Consider the following 17,230-nt stretch of genomic DNA (forward strand, 5'->3'; position numbering starts at 1 on the left):
CTGATATACTAGCCCTTATATATGAATAGAGTTGCGGTCATATGTGAACAGCCAAATATAAAATATGAAAAAATATGAAAATAATTATTATTAGAAATACGGTTCGGGTGAGTAAATGAAAAAATGGCATGTAGTCGTAGTAGAAGACGACGAAATAACGCGTTGTCGATTGATTAGCTATTTTCATCAAGAGGGATATCAAGTTTCTGAAGCAGCCAACGCCGTTCAGTTGAGAGAGGTGATGGCACTGCAACGTGTTGATTTGATTTTATTAGACATTAATTTGCCCGATGAGAATGGACTATTATTAACCCGGCAGTTAAGAGAGCGTTCTGATATCGGTATTATTCTTGTCACCGGCAGAACCGACAGCGTCGATCGTATTGTCGGTCTCGAAATGGGTGCCGATGACTATGTGACTAAACCGGTAGAATTAAGGGAATTGGCGGTCAGAGTGAAAAACTTGCTGTGGCGGATTTCATTGGTTGAAAAAGCCGAGCAAAACGCTCAGCTACCGGATAACGATCAAACGATTCACTTTGAAAACTATCGTCTTGATATTCCCAAGCGTAAGCTGTGGTTCGGCGAAAATTTAACTAAGCTGACCCGTTCTGAATTTGAGCTGCTGCTGGCTTTTTCTCGCTATCCTCAGCAGGTGCTGAGCCGGGAACGGCTGCTGTCGATGATCTCTCACCGCAATGGTAGCCCTGATGAACGCACCATTGATGTGCTGATCCGCCGCCTGCGCAATAAGCTACACCCAGAGCTGTTTACCTCGATTCATGGCGAAGGTTATTTATTCTGCGCTGAGGTGGAATAAACCTGATACTCGGGGTGAAAATCACCGGGTGACAGGGATAGGTTAACCTGTATCTTTGAGATATTTTCTGGCGTTAAGGTCAGGATAGTGGGACCAATGTCGGCTAAAAAGGGCTCCTTTTGCAGTAGCCGGATTGCCTGATCGATGCTCAGCCTGCCCTGTAGCACCATTTGATCGCTGTTAGCCATTAATACCCGATGTCTTTTTAAACCCCGATAGACTTCGTGGGAAAGGTAAAAAGAGACCAGATCAATTTTTCCGTTCAGCTTTCTTAACTGTAGCTCAGGAATGGCGGCCTCTATGGCCACTGCGCTCCCTGCGATAAGGTTAATATCCGGATGCTTTTCCAACATGTGCTGCAATAAATTACGCTGTACTTCGAGGTCGTTATCTCCCCAGGCAATATCCACCACCCGGACGTTGTGGTTAGCAATTGCCTGATTAAAGCTCTTTTCCGTTAAGTCGGTACCGCCGCGATTTTTCGGGCCGGGAAGCAATAGCACGTTAATTGGCCGATGTTCCGACAGCTTAGCCAGAAATAGCCCGACGTTGTGGCCCATTTCACTCCAGGGAACGCCGACTCTGGCAGCAATATTTTGCTGACTGACTTCATTCACCAGCCCTAACACTGGAATATTGCCAACTAGCTCGGGAAGCCGTTCGTTAATTTTATCGTGAGAGACCGCACCTAGCAGGATGGCGTCGGCTTTCCAGCTGGCGCACTGGCGTAGCTGCTCAAGCTGCAGAGCATAATTGTCATAGCCTCCAGCATCATAAACCTGTAGCTGAATGCCGGATTCCCGCGATTGTTCAACCATGCCGTAGTTAACCGATAGCCAGTAGGAGTCTTTAAGGTGAGGGTAAAGCGCGCATAGTCGCCACGGTCGTTTAGCCGGTTTTGACCGGTACACCACTTTTTCAGGTTTTGTCGTATATGAAAACCCCGGAGACCAAAGGTTAATTTCTCCGACAAAAGCTGTAACGGAAAAACTTATTAAAAGTAAAATAAAGGTAAATAAGCGCATAGAAAAAATAGTCATATCACTCATTATATTTATAAGATTAATGCGATAATTTATCTTGGTGATAAATTTACTGCTTTAAAATAAGCCATAAATAAAATATCTACTACTGTTATTTTTTCGCTACGGCACTCTATTATTCATTAAGAGATCACAACACAGAAAAATAGTTATCTGATAAACTGTTTGGAAATATATTCATACATCTTGAGTCAATAAATCTGAATGTCGTTAACTCACCGCTTGTGGTTGGCTTTTGTGCTGATGGCCATGTTGTCACTGACCAGCGCCCTGATCGGCTGGGCTGGGTTTCGTCATATCAAGCAGATTGAACAGCAAAGCACCGTAAACCTGCTGCCCACCATGAAAACCGCATTTCAACTGAATGAGGCGGGGGCCTATATTCTTTTCTCCGGTCAGGCTCTGAATGAAGTCACTTCAGAAGATGAGCGTCAGGCTCAGGGAAAAATATTAACTACTCAAAGTATCCGAATCCGTAGCCTGCTTTCTCAATTACAGGATTCTGGTTTTGATACGTCCAAAATTAAGCAACAGGAACTACGGCTTTCGGAGCACCTCAGCACGCAGGGAGCGTTAGTTGAAAATCGTTTAGTGGCTGACCGGCAGTTCAGCGATATTCACGACCGTATCGCCTTAGCGGCCAATCAAATAACGGTATTAAGTAAAAGCCAGGTCAGTAATGCCGGTACGGCGGTGAGCGCCAACATTGCGACTATCTATGATGATGTTGAAAAAAATAACCACAAAGCGGTTGAGAATGCTCTCGATCGTTTAGTGGAGGTTGATTTGGATCATCAAAGCCGGATGACCGAACTGCACGAACAATCACTGATAGTGGCTAATTTGCTATCTCAGGCAGTCAATACCGTATCGGAAGAGAAGCTAAGCGAAATTGAAACCCATTTTGGCCAACTGGTCACCATCGTAAAACGCCGTATTCAACTGGTTGAGGACCCGCATCGCCGCTCTCTGCTGTTGCCGCTGCTTACCGATCTGGAATCTTACTATGGCCTGTTTGAATATAAACGTGAAAGTATGGACATTCAGCGGCGGCTGAGCCTGTCCGGCCAATATAGCTTACTGCTATTTTCTCAGTTTAATAGTGAGTTAGACGCTTTAGTGCGACAGGTTAATGCGCAGAGCCAGCAAGATTTGGAACAGATAAGCGTGGCCCGTGATACTAGCCAGAATTTACTGGTGGTGATGAGTATCCTCTCTTTAGTGGCACTGCTGTTTATTCTTTGGTGGATCGTCTGGCGCTCTGTAGCCAAGCCGTTAACCATGCAGACTGAAGCGCTTGAGCGAATTCTCGATGGCGATCTACAAACTCCGCTGCCTCAGACGATTTCAGCCAGCGAGCTAAAAACCATTGGTTCTCTGGTTGAACGATTTCGGACCAACACGCTGTCTCTTCATCATCAACAGCGTCATTTAGAGATGTTGGTCGCCCAGAGAACGGAACAGCTGAATGAACTGGTTCAACAGCATACTTTGGCCCGGCAGGATGCTGAAATGGCCAATAAGGCTAAGTCGACGTTTTTAGCCACCATGAGCCATGAGATCCGCACTCCGCTCAACGGTATTTTGGGAACGGCCGAGCTATTGCTGCTAAAACCGCTTTCCGATGAGGATCGGTCCGCTATCGAAGTGATTAACGGCAGCGGGGAAAATCTACTCTCGATACTCAACGATATTCTGGATTATTCGTCGATAGAAACCGGAAAAGTCGTCATTTCATCTTCTGCGTTTGCACCGGACCTACTGATTCAGCAGGCTTATCAGTTAATGAGCAGCGCCGCTCACAAAAAGGGCTTAACGCTGCGCGTTGAACAGGATCCAGCCCTGCCGGACTATCTTAATGCCGACAGGCAGCGGGTGTGGCAAATTGTCTGTAATTTGGTGAGTAATGCGATCAAGTTTACCGACAGCGGTAGCATTACGCTGAGTAGCCGAAAAAAGGAAAACAGGTGGCAAATTTCCGTGTCCGATACCGGTATTGGTATTGCGGCCGAGCAGCAAAACACCCTGTTTCAGCCGTTTACTCAATTAACCCATCGGCGGGGTGGTACCGGTCTTGGGCTAACGATTTGTCGGCGTTTGTCTCAGGCGATGAACGGGGAGCTATCGTTTAGCAGTCAGTACGGAAAAGGGAGCTGCTTTACGCTGTGTCTTCCGCTTGAACCAGCCATAAAACCGCTTGGCATTTCTCAGCCTGTGTTACAGCCTATTGAGCAGTTTGCGGGTTCTCATTTGCTGCTTATAGAGGATAACCTGATTAATCAACGGGTGACGACGGCGTTACTGCATCAGCTCAAGGTGCAGGTCACCGTAGCCAGTACCGCCACGGAGGCGATTGATTTGTTGTCTAATTCACTACCGCGTTTTGATATGGCATTGGTCGATTTGGATTTACCCGATATGGATGGCTGTGAACTGGCTACCCGACTAAAAGATTTGGTGCCTGATTTACCGCTAACGGCTTTTAGCGCCCACCTTCTAAGCCATCTTCCACAGCGCTGCTATCAGTCCGGCTTTATCGGATTTTTGAGTAAACCGCTGCGCTTAAGCGAATTAACCGAATATCTGTCGGCCCATTTAACCGGTGAAAAAGCCATCTCCGTGAACGAAACCTTAAACACAAAACAGCTACAGGAAGATCTTCAGCTATTTGGCCCGGTAAAGCTCAGCCAGTGGCTTAGCCTGTATCGTGAGAATAATTTACCGCTGATTGAAACGCTGAAATCAGCCCATCGGGCCGGAGATACTGAAAAAGTACGAACGCTGGCCCATCAGCTAAAAAGCAGCAGCGAAAGCCTGTGTCTGAGCGCATTAGCCCACTATTTTCGTGATATTGAACAAACTCGCTGGCTGGATGAAGCGATGTTGGATAGCCTGGTACTAAACGGCCTGAACTCAATTGATAAAGCGTTGAAACGCGGGTAGAACGAGCATAGCGAATATTTCTATTCGATTCTAATGACCAACGCCGCGATCTTTTGGGTAATTATTTAAACCGTGAACCGTATCATTTCTGCTTACGGCCCTCGTGACTGAATAACCCTGAGCGATAAAGCTAAGCCATTACAATAAATTACCGTAAGTTATCGGTTCATTATTATTTTCAGCCCGATCTTTTTTGTGCGGATGAACAATACCTCATCGCATATCCGGGATATTCTTGTGGCATCAACCAAGACATTGCAGCGCCGATCCTATAATAAGCAACGATAGAATAAGCAAAGATAGCCTGGCTGTTTATTCAACGGATATTCAACCGCTCGAATTACCGGATTCAGTCCTATTTTGAGAGACTTAAATGCACATTACCCGATCCAATTACCTTAAAGATTCCACTGCGCGTCAGATTGTTCAGCGCACGATGAGTATTATTCAATACTCGGTAAACGTTATGGATGAACACGGGGTAATCATTGCGTCCGGAGAGCCTTCCCGCATTCATCAACGTCATGAAGGGGCGGTGCTAGCCCTGACCGAAAACCGTATCGTGGAAATTGACACCGCTACGGCAAGCCAGCTAAAAGGCGTTAAACCGGGAATTAATCTGCCAATCAGCTTTCAGGATCGGCTTATCGGCGTTTTGGGCATATCCGGAGAGCCTTCAGAAGTCAGGGCCTACGCCGAGCTGGTAAAAATGGCCGCAGAGCTGATTATTGAACAAATGGCGCTGCTGGAACAAAAACAGTGGGATAAACGTTACCGGGAAGAGCTGGTTAATCAACTGATTCTAAAAGATGTCTACTCGTCATCGCTAAGCTCGATGGTCTCCTATCTGGGGGTTAATTTATTGCAACCCAGAGTAGTATTAATTATTGAGCTACATCAGCCTGACAGTGAGGTGCTGCGTAACCTGATTGAGTTCTTTGAATACAGTGCCCGGGATCATTTGGTCACCTTTACTGACTTTAATGAGTTAGTTGTGCTGAAACCCGTCACGGTTAAGCAAGACCGCTGGGATCCTCAACAGGAACTGGTAGAGCTACAGCGTTTCAAAGGGCAGATGGAGTCAGCCGGGTTCTCCCGTATGATTGTCGGCGGCTATTTTGCTGGCGAAGGGGGGATTCGCCGCTCCTATCAGTCTGCCAAAGCCACTCAGGTTATGGCTCAGCGCATGAAGCTCAAAAACAAGTATGTGTTTTATTCCGACCATACCTTACCTGCGCTGTTGGGGGGGCTGGCAGATAGCTGGCAGGCTCAGGAATTATCAAAAGTGTGGCTAAAGTTGGTTTCTCAGGATAGCAAAGGCATTTTACAGGTTACGCTGAAGCAATATTTTGAACAGAACTGTGATCTTTCTCAAACCGCCGCCAGCCTACACATTCATATCAATACATTACGCTATCGATTACAGCGTATAGAAGAGATAACTGCGTTAAAGATTAACGACTTACAGCAGGCCGTTTGGCTTTACATCGGTATGCAATTACAGCGTTGATTTGTCGTTTCCTACAGTTTTTTCCGCCAAATCATCCGGCGATTTAGCCGGATGTATCAAGCTTTAGTCTGCACGACCAGACACAATTACCCTGGAACATTATATTTGGAGAATAATAATGACAACTGTCTCTGCATTGGGGGCACTAGCGGCGTTAGTCGTTGCTATCGTTCTGATATTAAGAAAGGTCTCACCGGCCTACGGCATGATGATTGGTGCTTTAGTCGGTGGTTTGATCGGCGGAGCCGATCTGGTTCAAACCGTGACGTTAATGGTGACCGGTGCGCAGGGCATCACTAACGCCGTATTACGCATTCTTGCCGCTGGTATACTGGCTGGCGTATTGATTGAATCAGGGGCCGCCAATACCATCGCTGAAACGGTGGTACGAAAAGTGGGAGAAACCAGAGCGTTATTAGCACTGGCGATCGCCACGATGTTATTAACCGCGGTCGGCGTATTTATCGACGTGGCGGTTATCACGGTAGCGCCGATTGCTTTATCTATTGCCCAGCGCGCTGATCTGTCCAAAATGGCCATTTTGTTGGCGATGATTGGCGGCGGTAAAGCGGGTAACGTGATGTCACCAAATCCTAACTCTATTGCGGCAGCCGATGCGTTTCACGTTCCGCTGACGTCGGTCATGATGGCCGGTATTGTGCCGGGGATTTTTGGATTAGTGATGGCTTACTTTTTGGCTAAGCGTTTAGTCAACAAAGGTAGCAAAGTTGATCCGAGTGAAGTGGTCTCTCACCAGTCAGGAGCTCAGCCCGGCTTTTTTGCCGCTATCAGCGCTCCGCTGGTCGCCATTGCGTTGTTATCACTGCGTCCGATTGCCGGTATTTCCATTGACCCACTGATCGCACTGCCGGTCGGCGGCCTGTTTGGTGCGTTAATGATGGGTAGGCTTAAGCAGAGTAATGCATTCATGACCGCAGGCCTGAGCCGAATGGCTCCGGTCGCCATTATGCTGCTCGGTACCGGTACGCTGGCAGGTATTATTGGTAACTCGGGCTTAAAAGAGGTGCTGATTAACGGCCTGACGGCTTCTGGCTTACCGCCTTATTTGCTAGCGCCAATCTCCGGTGCCATTATGTCGATGGCGACCGCGTCGACCACGGCGGGTACCGCCGTGGCTTCCAGCGTATTTAGCCAAACTTTACTTGAGCTTGGCGTTAGTGCGTTAGCGGGTGCTGCGATGATTCACGCCGGTGCGACCGTGCTTGACCACCTGCCACACGGCAGCTTCTTCCACGCCACCGGGGGTAGCGTGAATATGCAAATTAGAGAACGCCTTAAGCTATTGCCTTACGAAACCATCATCGGTTTAACCATCACGATTGTTTCTACCTTGATGTTTGGCGTATTCGGACTGGCAGGATAGAGGTGATATGAAAATTGTAATTGCGCCCGACTCATTTAAAGAAAGCCTTTCTGCTATGCAGGTTGCTACGGCAATTCAGCGGGGATTCAGTGAAATTTATCCTGATGCTGAATACGTCAAATTACCGATGGCCGACGGCGGTGAAGGTACGGTTATCTCGATGGTTGAAGCAACTCAAGGTCAGTATTTCAATCAGGTTGTTACGGGGCCGCTGGGGCTACCGGTCGACGGTTTTTGGGGGCTGATGGGCGACGGAAAAACGGCGGTGATAGAGATGGCCGCCGCGTCCGGGCTGCATCACGTTCCGATGGAACAGCGTAATCCGCTCTACACCACCAGCTATGGTACCGGAGAGTTAGTACTGGCGGCGCTGGGCCATGGGGTTGAGCGCATTATTTTGGGCATCGGCGGTAGCGCAACCAACGATGGCGGTGCAGGCATGATGCAGGCACTGGGCGTTTCATTCAACGATGAGCAAGGCCTGCCGCTAGAGGTTGGCGGTGGGGCGCTTTGCCGTCTGGCTGAGATTGATTTAAGCGCACTAGACTCTCGCTTAGCCAGCGTGTCGATTACCGTAGCCTGTGACGTTAATAATCCGCTGTGCGGCCCTTCCGGCGCATCGGCAATCTTCGGGCCGCAAAAAGGGGCGACGCCGGAGATGATTAAAACGCTGGATGCCGCGCTATTCTCTTACGGCTCGATGATTGAAAAAGTCACCGGTAATCCGGTTCTGAATGCCGCCGGAGCCGGTGCTGCTGGCGGTATGGGTGCCGCGTTGTTGGGGTTACTCAACGCCGAGCTGAAACCGGGCATTGATATTGTGATCAAGGCGCTGGAACTGGATAGGCTAGTCGAAGATGCCGATTTGGTGATCACCGGTGAAGGCCGTATCGACAGCCAAAGTATCCATGGTAAAACCCCGATTGGCGTGGCCCGTTCGGCCAAACGCTTTAATAAACCGGTGATCGCACTGGCCGGGGGATTAACCGCAGATCATCCTGTAGTACACGATCACGGTCTGGACGCGGTATTTTCGGTGCTGACGCGCGTTGTAACGCTACCGGAAGCTCTGCAGGATGCAGAAGAAAACCTGAGAGTGACGGCAAGGAATATTGCCAGCGTCTGGAAGATGGCTCGCTCTGCCCGATAGCCATTCAGTTTTCTAATATTACTATTACCGCTACAGGCCCCGGCAGAAACTGATTTTTGCTGGGGCCCTGAGTCAGGTAAGCCATGATGACGTTTAGCCTTGGCAGACCGATGAGGCTATTTGATTTTTCCAGTGGTTTATATTGATTTGGGTTTTTGTTTGATTATTTATTAATCAATCACCAGAACAATATGCTATAAATTGAGAAAGGTGAATGAAGTGTGAAACCCGACTTATAAAGACGGATCTATAACTCTGTAACCCTTCGGACGATTTATTATCATTCAGTTAGATGCCTGTCTAGTTTATTGCTTCAAAGCCACGTAAAACCTAGTGTTATTGCTTTTCAGTCTATCCGTTTACAACCACGCAAATTTGCTGATATAACGTTTGAAGTTCACTACATATTCTAACTATGCACCGCTAGCGACATATCAACGGACTGAATGTTTTCATCGCCAGATTCAATCTGAACGAGTTCCCATTTCTATTCTTAATATCGTTGGCCTTTGAATCGATCTCGTGCGGTTTATACCCGCAGATCCTTGTATTGAGTTTTGAGCTACATTTCATACAGCAGGTTAAACAATAATAGTTAAAAGCAGGATTTACACATGACATCGTCTTCATCAATCACTACAGGCCAGCCAGCGGCGCGACCGTTAAATAAGAATGACTATAAAACCTTGGGGCTGTCGTCTCTAGGGGGAACGCTAGAGTTCTATGATTTTGTCATTTTCGTTTTCTTTACCGGAACGCTGACTCAGCTCTTTTTCCCCGGTGACAACGAATTTATTGCCCAAATGAAAACGCTGGGTATTTTTGCCGCTGGCTACCTCGCTCGCCCGCTCGGTGGAATTATTATGGCGCATTACGGCGATAAAATTGGCCGCAAGCGTATGTTTACCCTAAGTATCTTCCTGATGGCTGTGCCAACGTTGGTGATAGGCCTTCTGCCGACCTACGCCTCTATTGGCGTAATGGCTCCGGTGTTACTGCTGCTGATGCGCATTATGCAGGGCGCTGCTATCGGCGGTGAAATGCCGGGTGCGTGGGTGTTTATTGCCGAGCATACGCCGGCACAGCGCTATGGCTTAGGCGTCGGTACGCTGACTTCAGGCATCACTGGCGGTATTTTGCTTGGTTCCATTGTGGCAATCATTATTCAGCGCAGCTACAGCGGCGCCGAGATCAACGATTTTGCATGGCGTATTCCGTTTATTCTGGGCGGGGTGTTTGGGTTGATTTCGGTTTACCTGCGTAAATTTTTGCAGGAAACGCCAATCTTTAGAGAGATGGCCGCCAAGAAGGCACTGGCCAGCGAAATGCCGGTAATTACCGTAATGAAAAGCCATAAGGTAGCCTGCTTTATTACCGCAATTTTAACCTGGTCTCTGTCGACTGCCATTGTGGTGACCATTTTAATGACGCCGGCGATCGTGGTTGAGAAGATGTATCAAATTGACCGCACCATTTCGCTGGAAGCTAACTGTGTGGCAACCCTGATGCTAACGCTGGGCTGCATTTTCTGGGGCTGGATGAGCGATAAAGCCGGTACCCGTCTCACGATGACGCTGGCGTGGGGTGGTTTGGTGTTGACGTCATTCTACTTCTATAGTTCTCTGCACTCTGGGATAACTGCCGGTGAGTTGATGTTTAACTATGGCCTGATGGGGCTGTTTGTCGGTGCGATCGCGACAACGCCGATTGTGGCAACCCGCGCGTTTCCTGCCCACATTCGTTTCTCAGGGCTGTCGTTTGCCTATAACCTATCTTATGCGGTATTCGGCGGTTTAACGCCGATGATTACCGGCGCATGGCTCAGAGAGAGCTATATGGCTCCGGCCTATTATGTCGGTGGCGTAGCGCTGCTAGCGGTTGCGGTGTCCTTTATGCCTCTGGCCTACCGTGGTTGGACGACGAAGATCAAACCAGAGATTAGCCCAACGCCGGTGGCGGCTAAGTAACCTCGTTCACTAACGTAAAAAGATGTGGCAATTGCCGTAGTGCTTGTCAGTTAAGGGCCGTCAACATGCTTGAAATGGTAATCTGCGTGGTTATCATTGGGCCTTCCCCGTCGTCACCCCGGTGGAAACCGGGGGCCGGTCTTTAAGCCAATACTAATTTGTTAGTTAAAACCTGGGTCCCGGCTTTTGCCGGGATGACGGCATGGTGGGGCTACATGATGTAAACATCTCTGCTTTTGAATTGCTGGCGAGATTAACCTTCCTGATTATTGCGACCTCATTCACATTCGTGGCTTTTATCTGGCTCCGATTGTCTCATTTGTTTAAATCTGTGTGCCCGCCCGCTGAACTTCACGGTTATAATATCGCCTGATCCAGTGACTCCACAGGTACACCATGAAATTTGATACCGTGTCTGATAGCGAAATTATTTCAGAACTTTGTCGGCGAATTAAAGAAACGCGTATTACCATGCGATTGTCTCAGGTTGAGCTGGCAGAGCGGGCTCAGGTTGGTATAGCAACCATAAAACGGGTTGAAATGGGCGAGTCGGTTACGTTAAGTACGCTGATTGGTATTTTGCGTGGGCTGGGCCGTTTGCACCAGTTGGAATCCGTTTTATTTGATTCTGAAATGAGAACCTTTAATGCCCAAATCACGCCGGATGCTGAAAAAGTGCCGGTGCGTATTCGCAAGAGGGCGGACGGCAGCGATGCCGATAGCGTAACCGTTGTTCCGGCTCAGCGTAGCCATCTATTAGACAGCGACAGTTGGTATACGTCGGCCGCGCGCAGTAAAGTGGTTTGGTCGAGCTTTGAGAGCGAGAAGAAATAGCTGTTTCTAGCGGTGAATAGGCCATCCGTTCGCGACTGTCGCGGACAGATGGCCTTAGTATTAGAATTTAGTTATTAGGATTTAGCGATCAGGATTCGCACAGCGCCACTTTGATAGCCAACCCTCCCTGCGATGTTTCACGATACTTGGCGTTCATATCTTTGCCGGTTTCATACATGGTATCGATAACTTTATCCAACGAAACCCGCGGGTCGCTGGTGCGCAGCATCGCCATACTTGCCGAGTTGATGGCTTTAACTGCGGCGATGGCGTTACGTTCAATACAGGGAACCTGTACCTGACCCGCTACCGGATCGCAGGTTAGGCCCAGATTATGTTCCATACCGATTTCAGCGGCATTGCACACCTTCTCAGGGCTACCGCCCAATAGCTCCGCCAGACCGGCCGACGCCATCGAGCAGGCAACGCCTATTTCACCCTGACAGCCGACTTCTGCGCCAGAAATGGATGCGTTCATTTTATAGAGTAAACCGATTGCGCCCGCCGCGAGAAAGTATCGGGTATAAGACTCCGGCGTTACCGGTTGAATAAACTGGTCATAGTAGGCCAGTACGGCAGGAATAATCCCGCATGCGCCGTTAGTGGGGGCCGTTACTACCCGCCCGCCGGACGCATTTTCTTCGCTGACTGCCATGGCAAACATATTCACCCAGTCCATGGCGGCCATTGGATTGGTTGACATACGATCGTGGGTAAACAGTACCCGGTGTAGCGCAGAGGCGCGGCGCGGTACTTTCAGCGGCCCCGGCAATACGCCTTCGGTGTTCATTCCCCGGTGGATAGCGCCTTTCATGGTTTCCCATACCAGTGCCATATAGCGTTCTACCTCTTCCCGACCGTGGAGAGCGATTTCGTTTTGCATCATGATGGCCGAAAGTGACAGGCAGTTGTCTTTACAGTGGCGCAGCAGGTTCTTAGCCGAATAGAAAGGATAAGGAACTTCAACCTCTGAGGTTTGCTCTTTGCCGAAGTTCTCTTCATCCACCACAAAACCACCGCCGATTGAATAGTAGGTTTTGGTGTGGATCAGCAGGTGGCCATCATAAGCTTCAAAGGTCAGCCCATTTTCATGCAACGGCAGTACGTTATCGCAGAAGTTCAGCGTCAGGCTGACCTGACGTTCAACGTTATCTGAGCACTGAACCGATAGCGTACCGTTTTCATGAACGTGCTGGATAAACGCGGGTATGCTTTCCACCTTAACGGTATCGGGCTTATTGCCCGCCAATCCCATGATTATCGCAATGTCGGTATGGTGCCCTTTTCCCGTTAGTGATAGCGAACCGTAAATATTAACCGCAATGCGTTTGGTTAGGGTATCCAGCTGCTTTGCTTTGAGGTCTTCAATAAATAGAGTACCTGCTAACATCGGGCCGACGGTATGGGAGCTTGAAGGGCCAATACCAATTTTAAAAATCTCAAATACGCTAATCATAGGATTTCCTTACAGCGTTATACCCTGCATCCTTCAAATTGCAGGAGTGTTGGTTTCCCTCACGCACCCGAATCGCTTACTTGAGTAAGCTCATCGGGATTTGCTTGGTTGCCGCCTACCTGCAACTTGAATGGTTTTGAGTATATGTTGAGTAACAGTTAGCCCAGAAGGCTATAGATGATGGCTGACATGGAAATTAGACCCATAATCACGATAAACACGTTACTGATATGACCGCTGTATTTGCGCATAGCCGGGACTTTATGAATGGCATACATAGGCATCAGGAATAGTAACATCGCGATAATTGGGCCACCCAGCGTTTCAATCATTCCAAGAATGCTCGGGTTCAGCGTGGCAACAATCCAAGTGGTGATTAACATGAATATGGCAGTAATTCGGTTTAGCTTATTGAGCTCGATGGTTTTGCCTTTGCTACGCAGCGATTTAATGATCATACCGTTGAAGCCTTCGCGGGCACCCAGATAGTGTCCTAAGAACGATTTAGTAATAGCAATAAAGGCAATGATTGGTGCCATATAGGCAATGATCGGCGTATCAAAATGGTTAGCCAGATAGGACAGAATCGAAATATTTTGCGCTTTGGCTGCGGCCAGATCTGCCGGTGACAGGCTTAATACACAGCTAAAGACGAAGAACATAACGGTGATAACCATCATAACGTGGCTACAGGCCAGAATTTTTGAACATTTCTTCTCGGCTTTATCGCCGTATTCTTCTCTTTTAGCGACGGCAAAGGCAGAAATAATAGGGGAGTGGTTAAATGAAAACACCATGACCGGAATGGCTAGCCATAGGGTCATCCATAATCCTTTACCGGTCACGCTGGCTGATGCAGAGAAACTCGCCGTTTCAAAAACGGCGGAGGTCCAGCTAGGAATTAAATACAGCGCCAGCAGCATAAGTATGGCAACGAACGGGAACACCAAAATGCTCATCGCTTTAACAATCATTTGCTCACCAAAGCGAACAATACCCATTAAACCCAGAATGAGGATTAACGATAAAATAACCCGGGGCGGCGAAGGTAAGTGCATTTGGTGGGTAATAAAGCTGTCGACGGTGTTAGTAATTGCCACGCTATAAACTAATAGAATTGGGTAAATAGCAAAGAAATAGAGCAGGGTAATCAGCTTACCGGCCCCAATACCAAAATGCTCTTCGACCACTTCAGTAATATCTTCGCCCGGGTTTTTACCTGAAAGAACAAACCGGCAAAGCCCGCGGTGCGAGAAATAGGTCATTGGGAAAGCAATAATTGCCATAATAATTAGCGGAATAAGCCCGCCAATACCGGCATTTATCGGTAGAAATAGTACGCCAGCGCCGATAGCCGTGCCGTAAAGGCCCAGCATCCACATGGTGTCGGTTTTACGCCAACTGCTAGCCTGTACTGGAATAGTTGTGTCTGAATGTATTGCGCTCATAGTGGATCCCAAGAAAGAATTTATAATAATTAACCGCAGCATTAATAATAATGCCGGGGCTGACCTAACGATTAAATATAATTAAAGCGTGCTGTTTCTATATTTTAATTCTAACGGTTTTATTGAGGTCAATAATATATAAGGATCACAGAAAGCGTCTGTGGCGAAATTTTTTAAAGTATCAGCGGTGATTCTTTATATATCATAGGGTGTAATGAATGATTATTGATACTTTATTGGGGTGTTGTCGATGAGTAAGAAGAGAACCTTAATTAAATAAAGTATCAAAATTGATATTTTATATTTGTGTTTTATTTAAAGTATCAAAGTTAATATTTTTGGAAAATATATTTTTATGCTTGATTTATTATAGGTCTAAATAATAAAAGATTACAAACTGTTCATATATCTAATATTAGATAATTAACCCAATGCTGTTGATAACCAAGAGGTCTGAACGGTGACCGCCCGAGTAAGATCGTATTTTGTTTGCCGATCTGCTTGGGTGGCGCACTGTGCGACCCGCTGGCGATTATGAATGCTTTAAACGTTCGCTGAGCGTATTAAGAACAAAGGCATTGACCGACATTTGGCTCTCTGCTGCGCGGTACGCCAGCGTTTCACCAAATGATTCGGGGTAACGTAGCGTGAACGTTTTTACCTTTTCTTCCGCTTCATAAGGGTCAATGCCGTTTTCCTGACAGTCTTCTAAATATTGGCGCAGTGAAATTTCACCTTCACTTCTGAGCTCTTCAATACTGTCTGCGACAAAGTCACAATAGCCTGAAAGCCCTAAAAATTTACCGCGTAATCTACCGATCTCAGGCACATAGCTGATAATTGCTTTTTGCCCGGCAACGGTCATGACATTAATTGCATCTGCTGTTTTACCCATGGTGTGACTCCTATGCTTTCTAACCATTCGCGTAAGCTGACCAGAGCACCTTTATCGGTATCTGGGTTAGGGTGCGGCCGGTGAAGTCGGGCGATGCTGCCGTTGAGCAGAAAGCGCACCCGTGAACCGGTACCTTCTTTTATTTCTCCACCCAACGCGGTAATCAGTGATTCAATGCTTATCCATTTAACGTTAGATGGAACCGGTAATTTAAAGATTTGCTCCAGCGTCTCTTTTTGTCTGTTTCTTAAATTCTCAATGCTTTCTTTGATGCGTTGTTTGATGTCATTTTGTGAAGTCATCATATACCTTCTGTTATTGAAGTCAACTTGTGAAGTCATTTTTTGTTATGCTGACCCTCCCCGTCGTCACCCCGGTGGTTAAGCTAAGTACCCGTTTGTTAGCTAAAATCTGGGTCCCGGCGGTCGCCGGGATGACGACGGTGGGGCTACATAATGTGAAAACGCATTATGCTGACAGCGTGGTTTAATTTAGCCGTTGCGCAGGTTTTGTTTGCAAATTCGACCTTGGAATACGATCGTTTCCCTGCGGCCGAATGACACTATTCTTTCGCCAGCTCAGGCTCACTGACGCACAGTAGATTTGTCTTTTGAGTTGGTCAATTGGCGGGAAGGGGAGAATTTTAAATTGTGGAAACGGTACGCAAAAAAAGGGATCCGACCTTTAGCTTTTTGAAGCTAAGGGGCAGATCCCGTTTTCAATTGGTATCTAGGCAGCGCTTAAGCTGCCGATAAACAATCAGGCGCTATGATTACCGGCCTTTCCATACCGGGTCGCGTTTCTCAGCAAACGCTCTTGGTCCTTCCAGCGCATCTTCAGAATGCAGGACTGACGGGTAGTTTTTCAGCTTGCCGCTGCGAATGTGGCGATAGCCTTCTTCTACTGACATTTCGCCGGTTTCGCGAAAAATTTCTTTGATTGCGGCTACCGCCAGCGGCGCGCTTTGTGCCAGCTGATGCGCTAACTCTCGGGCGGCTTCCATCAGCCGATCGCTTTCTACTACTTGGTTGACAATTCCCCAGCGTAGCGCTTCTTGGGCATCCATTCTGCGGCCCGTCATCATCATTTCGTTGGCAATAGCCGGCGGTAATAGCTTAGGTAAACGCAGTAATCCACCGCTGTCCGGTACAATGCCCAGCTTGCTTTCTGGTACGGCGAAGCTGGCATTTTGTGAACAGACGATCATATCTGCAGCCAGTGCCAGCTCAAAGCCACCGCCGAAAGCGTAGCCATTAACCGCCGCAATCACCGGCTTATTGAGATCAAACAGCTCTGTCAGACCGGCAAAGCCGCCGGGGCCGAAGTCAGCGTCAGGGGCTTCACCTTCTGCCGCTGCTTTAAGATCCCAGCCCGCAGAGAAGAATCGCTCTCCGGCACCGCTGATAATCGCAACGCGCAGTTTGGGGTTGTCGCGAAAGGCAATAAAGGCTTTACCCATTTCAAAGCTGGTTTTGGCATCGATAGCATTTGCTTTCGGTCGGTCTAAAATGATTTCCAGAATGTCGCCATTTTGGCTAACGTGCAATGATTCACTCATGTTAAGACTCCATTAAATAGAATAAATAATGTCACTGGCCAATACTTATCAGTTAAGAGGCTCCCCTTCGTCACCCCGGCCAACTCTTAGGCCAAGCGCCAATTTGTTAGCTAAAATCTGGCTCCCGGCTTTCGCCGAGATGACGACAAAGTAGAGTCACATTATGTAGAAATGCTTAACTGACAAGCATTACGCCACTGGGCCGATATAAAGTGCGGAAAG

General features: G+C 47.9%; 14 protein-coding genes. 8 read left to right on the forward strand and 6 right to left on the reverse strand.

The window, feature by feature from the left end; all coding sequences use genetic code 11:
- Nucleotides 1-115 precede the first annotated feature (115 nt).
- Nucleotides 116-820 (forward strand): two-component system response regulator TorR, encoded by a 705-nt coding sequence (torR, locus tag GVI43_RS09460; protein ID WP_159566621.1) that lies wholly within the window; start codon nucleotides 116-118, stop codon nucleotides 818-820.
- Here torR and torT read toward each other — a convergent pair.
- Nucleotides 793-1,860: a TMAO reductase system periplasmic protein TorT gene (gene torT, locus GVI43_RS09465; protein WP_425482139.1), complete on the reverse strand. Its 1,068-nt coding sequence runs from the start codon at nucleotides 1,858-1,860 to the stop codon at nucleotides 793-795. The two genes, torR and torT, sit on opposite strands and share 28 nt — an antisense overlap.
- 207 nt (nucleotides 1,861-2,067) lie before the next feature.
- Here torT and torS point away from each other — a divergent pair, with 207 nt between their 5' ends.
- The 6 genes from torS (at nucleotide 2,068) to GVI43_RS09495 (ending at nucleotide 11,651) form a co-directional block, all read left to right on the forward strand.
- Nucleotides 2,068-4,806 (forward strand): TMAO reductase system sensor histidine kinase/response regulator TorS, encoded by a 2,739-nt coding sequence (gene torS, locus GVI43_RS09470; RefSeq protein WP_159566622.1) that lies wholly within the window; start codon nucleotides 2,068-2,070, stop codon nucleotides 4,804-4,806.
- Between the two features lie 373 nt (nucleotides 4,807-5,179).
- On the forward strand, nucleotides 5,180-6,316 hold the full coding sequence (locus GVI43_RS09475; protein ID WP_159566623.1) for a sugar diacid recognition domain-containing protein: 1,137 nt from the start codon (nucleotides 5,180-5,182) through the stop codon (nucleotides 6,314-6,316).
- A gap of 118 nt (nucleotides 6,317-6,434) precedes the next feature.
- A complete protein-coding gene (locus GVI43_RS09480; RefSeq protein ID WP_159566624.1) occupies nucleotides 6,435-7,700 on the forward strand; it encodes a GntP family permease in 1,266 nt (421 codons plus the stop codon).
- A gap of 7 nt (nucleotides 7,701-7,707) precedes the next feature.
- Nucleotides 7,708-8,850 carry a glycerate kinase gene (locus GVI43_RS09485; RefSeq protein ID WP_159566625.1) on the forward strand — a complete coding sequence of 381 codons (1,143 nt, stop codon included), beginning with the start codon at nucleotides 7,708-7,710 and terminating at the stop codon, nucleotides 8,848-8,850.
- Between the two features lie 614 nt (nucleotides 8,851-9,464).
- Complete coding sequence (locus tag GVI43_RS09490; protein WP_159566626.1) at nucleotides 9,465-10,817, forward strand: MFS transporter; 1,353 nt, start codon at nucleotides 9,465-9,467, stop codon at nucleotides 10,815-10,817.
- A gap of 396 nt (nucleotides 10,818-11,213) precedes the next feature.
- Entirely contained in the window at nucleotides 11,214-11,651 is a 438-nt protein-coding gene (locus GVI43_RS09495) for a helix-turn-helix domain-containing protein (RefSeq protein ID WP_159566627.1), read from the forward strand.
- Nucleotides 11,652-11,739: 88 nt separating this feature from the next.
- Here the strand turns inward: GVI43_RS09495 and GVI43_RS09500 are convergent, their stop codons facing one another.
- The 4 genes from GVI43_RS09500 to GVI43_RS09515 all read right to left on the reverse strand — a co-directional run bounded on the left by GVI43_RS09500 (nucleotide 11,740) and on the right by GVI43_RS09515 (nucleotide 15,755).
- On the reverse strand, nucleotides 11,740-13,107 hold the full coding sequence (locus GVI43_RS09500; protein ID WP_159566628.1) for an L-serine ammonia-lyase: 1,368 nt from the start codon (nucleotides 13,105-13,107) through the stop codon (nucleotides 11,740-11,742).
- A 158-nt stretch (nucleotides 13,108-13,265) separates the two neighbouring features.
- The gene (locus GVI43_RS09505; protein ID WP_159566629.1) at nucleotides 13,266-14,555 is read right to left on the reverse strand and encodes an HAAAP family serine/threonine permease; all 1,290 of its coding nucleotides are present in this window, start codon (nucleotides 14,553-14,555) and stop codon (nucleotides 13,266-13,268) included.
- Between the two features lie 532 nt (nucleotides 14,556-15,087).
- Nucleotides 15,088-15,450: a type II toxin-antitoxin system HicB family antitoxin gene (locus GVI43_RS09510; RefSeq protein WP_246201657.1), complete on the reverse strand. Its 363-nt coding sequence runs from the start codon at nucleotides 15,448-15,450 to the stop codon at nucleotides 15,088-15,090.
- Nucleotides 15,417-15,755, reverse strand: a complete 339-nt coding sequence (locus GVI43_RS09515; RefSeq protein ID WP_425482140.1) for a type II toxin-antitoxin system HicA family toxin — start codon at nucleotides 15,753-15,755, stop codon at nucleotides 15,417-15,419. The genes GVI43_RS09510 and GVI43_RS09515 overlap by 34 nt, the downstream gene beginning before the upstream one ends.
- 26 nt (nucleotides 15,756-15,781) lie before the next feature.
- On the opposite strand from GVI43_RS09515, the gene GVI43_RS09520 reads away from it, so the two are divergent.
- Nucleotides 15,782-15,940, forward strand: coding sequence for a hypothetical protein (locus GVI43_RS09520; RefSeq protein ID WP_159566630.1), 159 nt, complete (start codon nucleotides 15,782-15,784; stop codon nucleotides 15,938-15,940).
- 282 nt (nucleotides 15,941-16,222) lie between these two features.
- On the opposite strand, the gene caiD is transcribed toward GVI43_RS09520, so the two are convergent.
- Entirely contained in the window at nucleotides 16,223-17,008 is a 786-nt protein-coding gene (gene caiD, locus GVI43_RS09525; protein WP_159566631.1) for a crotonobetainyl-CoA hydratase, read from the reverse strand.
- Nucleotides 17,009-17,230: the final 222 nt, after the last annotated feature.

The sequence above is a fragment of the Budvicia diplopodorum genome, assembly GCF_009800925.1.
Lineage (GTDB): Bacteria > Pseudomonadota > Gammaproteobacteria > Enterobacterales > Enterobacteriaceae > Budvicia > Budvicia diplopodorum.

Coding starts and splice junctions, on each gene's coding strand:
- GVI43_RS09490 (WP_159566626.1), top strand. CDS start 9,465: ATGACATCGTCTTCATCAATCACTACAGGCCAGCCAGCGGCGCGACCG.
- GVI43_RS09515 (WP_425482140.1), bottom strand. CDS start 15,755: ATGATGACTTCACAAAATGACATCAAACAACGCATCAAAGAAAGCATT.
- GVI43_RS09475 (WP_159566623.1), top strand. CDS start 5,180: ATGCACATTACCCGATCCAATTACCTTAAAGATTCCACTGCGCGTCAG.
- GVI43_RS09510 (WP_246201657.1), bottom strand. CDS start 15,450: ATGGGTAAAACAGCAGATGCAATTAATGTCATGACCGTTGCCGGGCAA.
- GVI43_RS09505 (WP_159566629.1), bottom strand. CDS start 14,555: ATGAGCGCAATACATTCAGACACAACTATTCCAGTACAGGCTAGCAGT.
- GVI43_RS09485 (WP_159566625.1), top strand. CDS start 7,708: ATGAAAATTGTAATTGCGCCCGACTCATTTAAAGAAAGCCTTTCTGCT.
- caiD (WP_159566631.1), bottom strand. CDS start 17,008: ATGAGTGAATCATTGCACGTTAGCCAAAATGGCGACATTCTGGAAATC.
- torS (WP_159566622.1), top strand. CDS start 2,068: ATGTCGTTAACTCACCGCTTGTGGTTGGCTTTTGTGCTGATGGCCATG.
- GVI43_RS09500 (WP_159566628.1), bottom strand. CDS start 13,107: ATGATTAGCGTATTTGAGATTTTTAAAATTGGTATTGGCCCTTCAAGC.
- GVI43_RS09495 (WP_159566627.1), top strand. CDS start 11,214: ATGAAATTTGATACCGTGTCTGATAGCGAAATTATTTCAGAACTTTGT.
- torT (WP_425482139.1), bottom strand. CDS start 1,860: ATGACTATTTTTTCTATGCGCTTATTTACCTTTATTTTACTTTTAATA.
- torR (WP_159566621.1), top strand. CDS start 116: ATGAAAAAATGGCATGTAGTCGTAGTAGAAGACGACGAAATAACGCGT.
- GVI43_RS09480 (WP_159566624.1), top strand. CDS start 6,435: ATGACAACTGTCTCTGCATTGGGGGCACTAGCGGCGTTAGTCGTTGCT.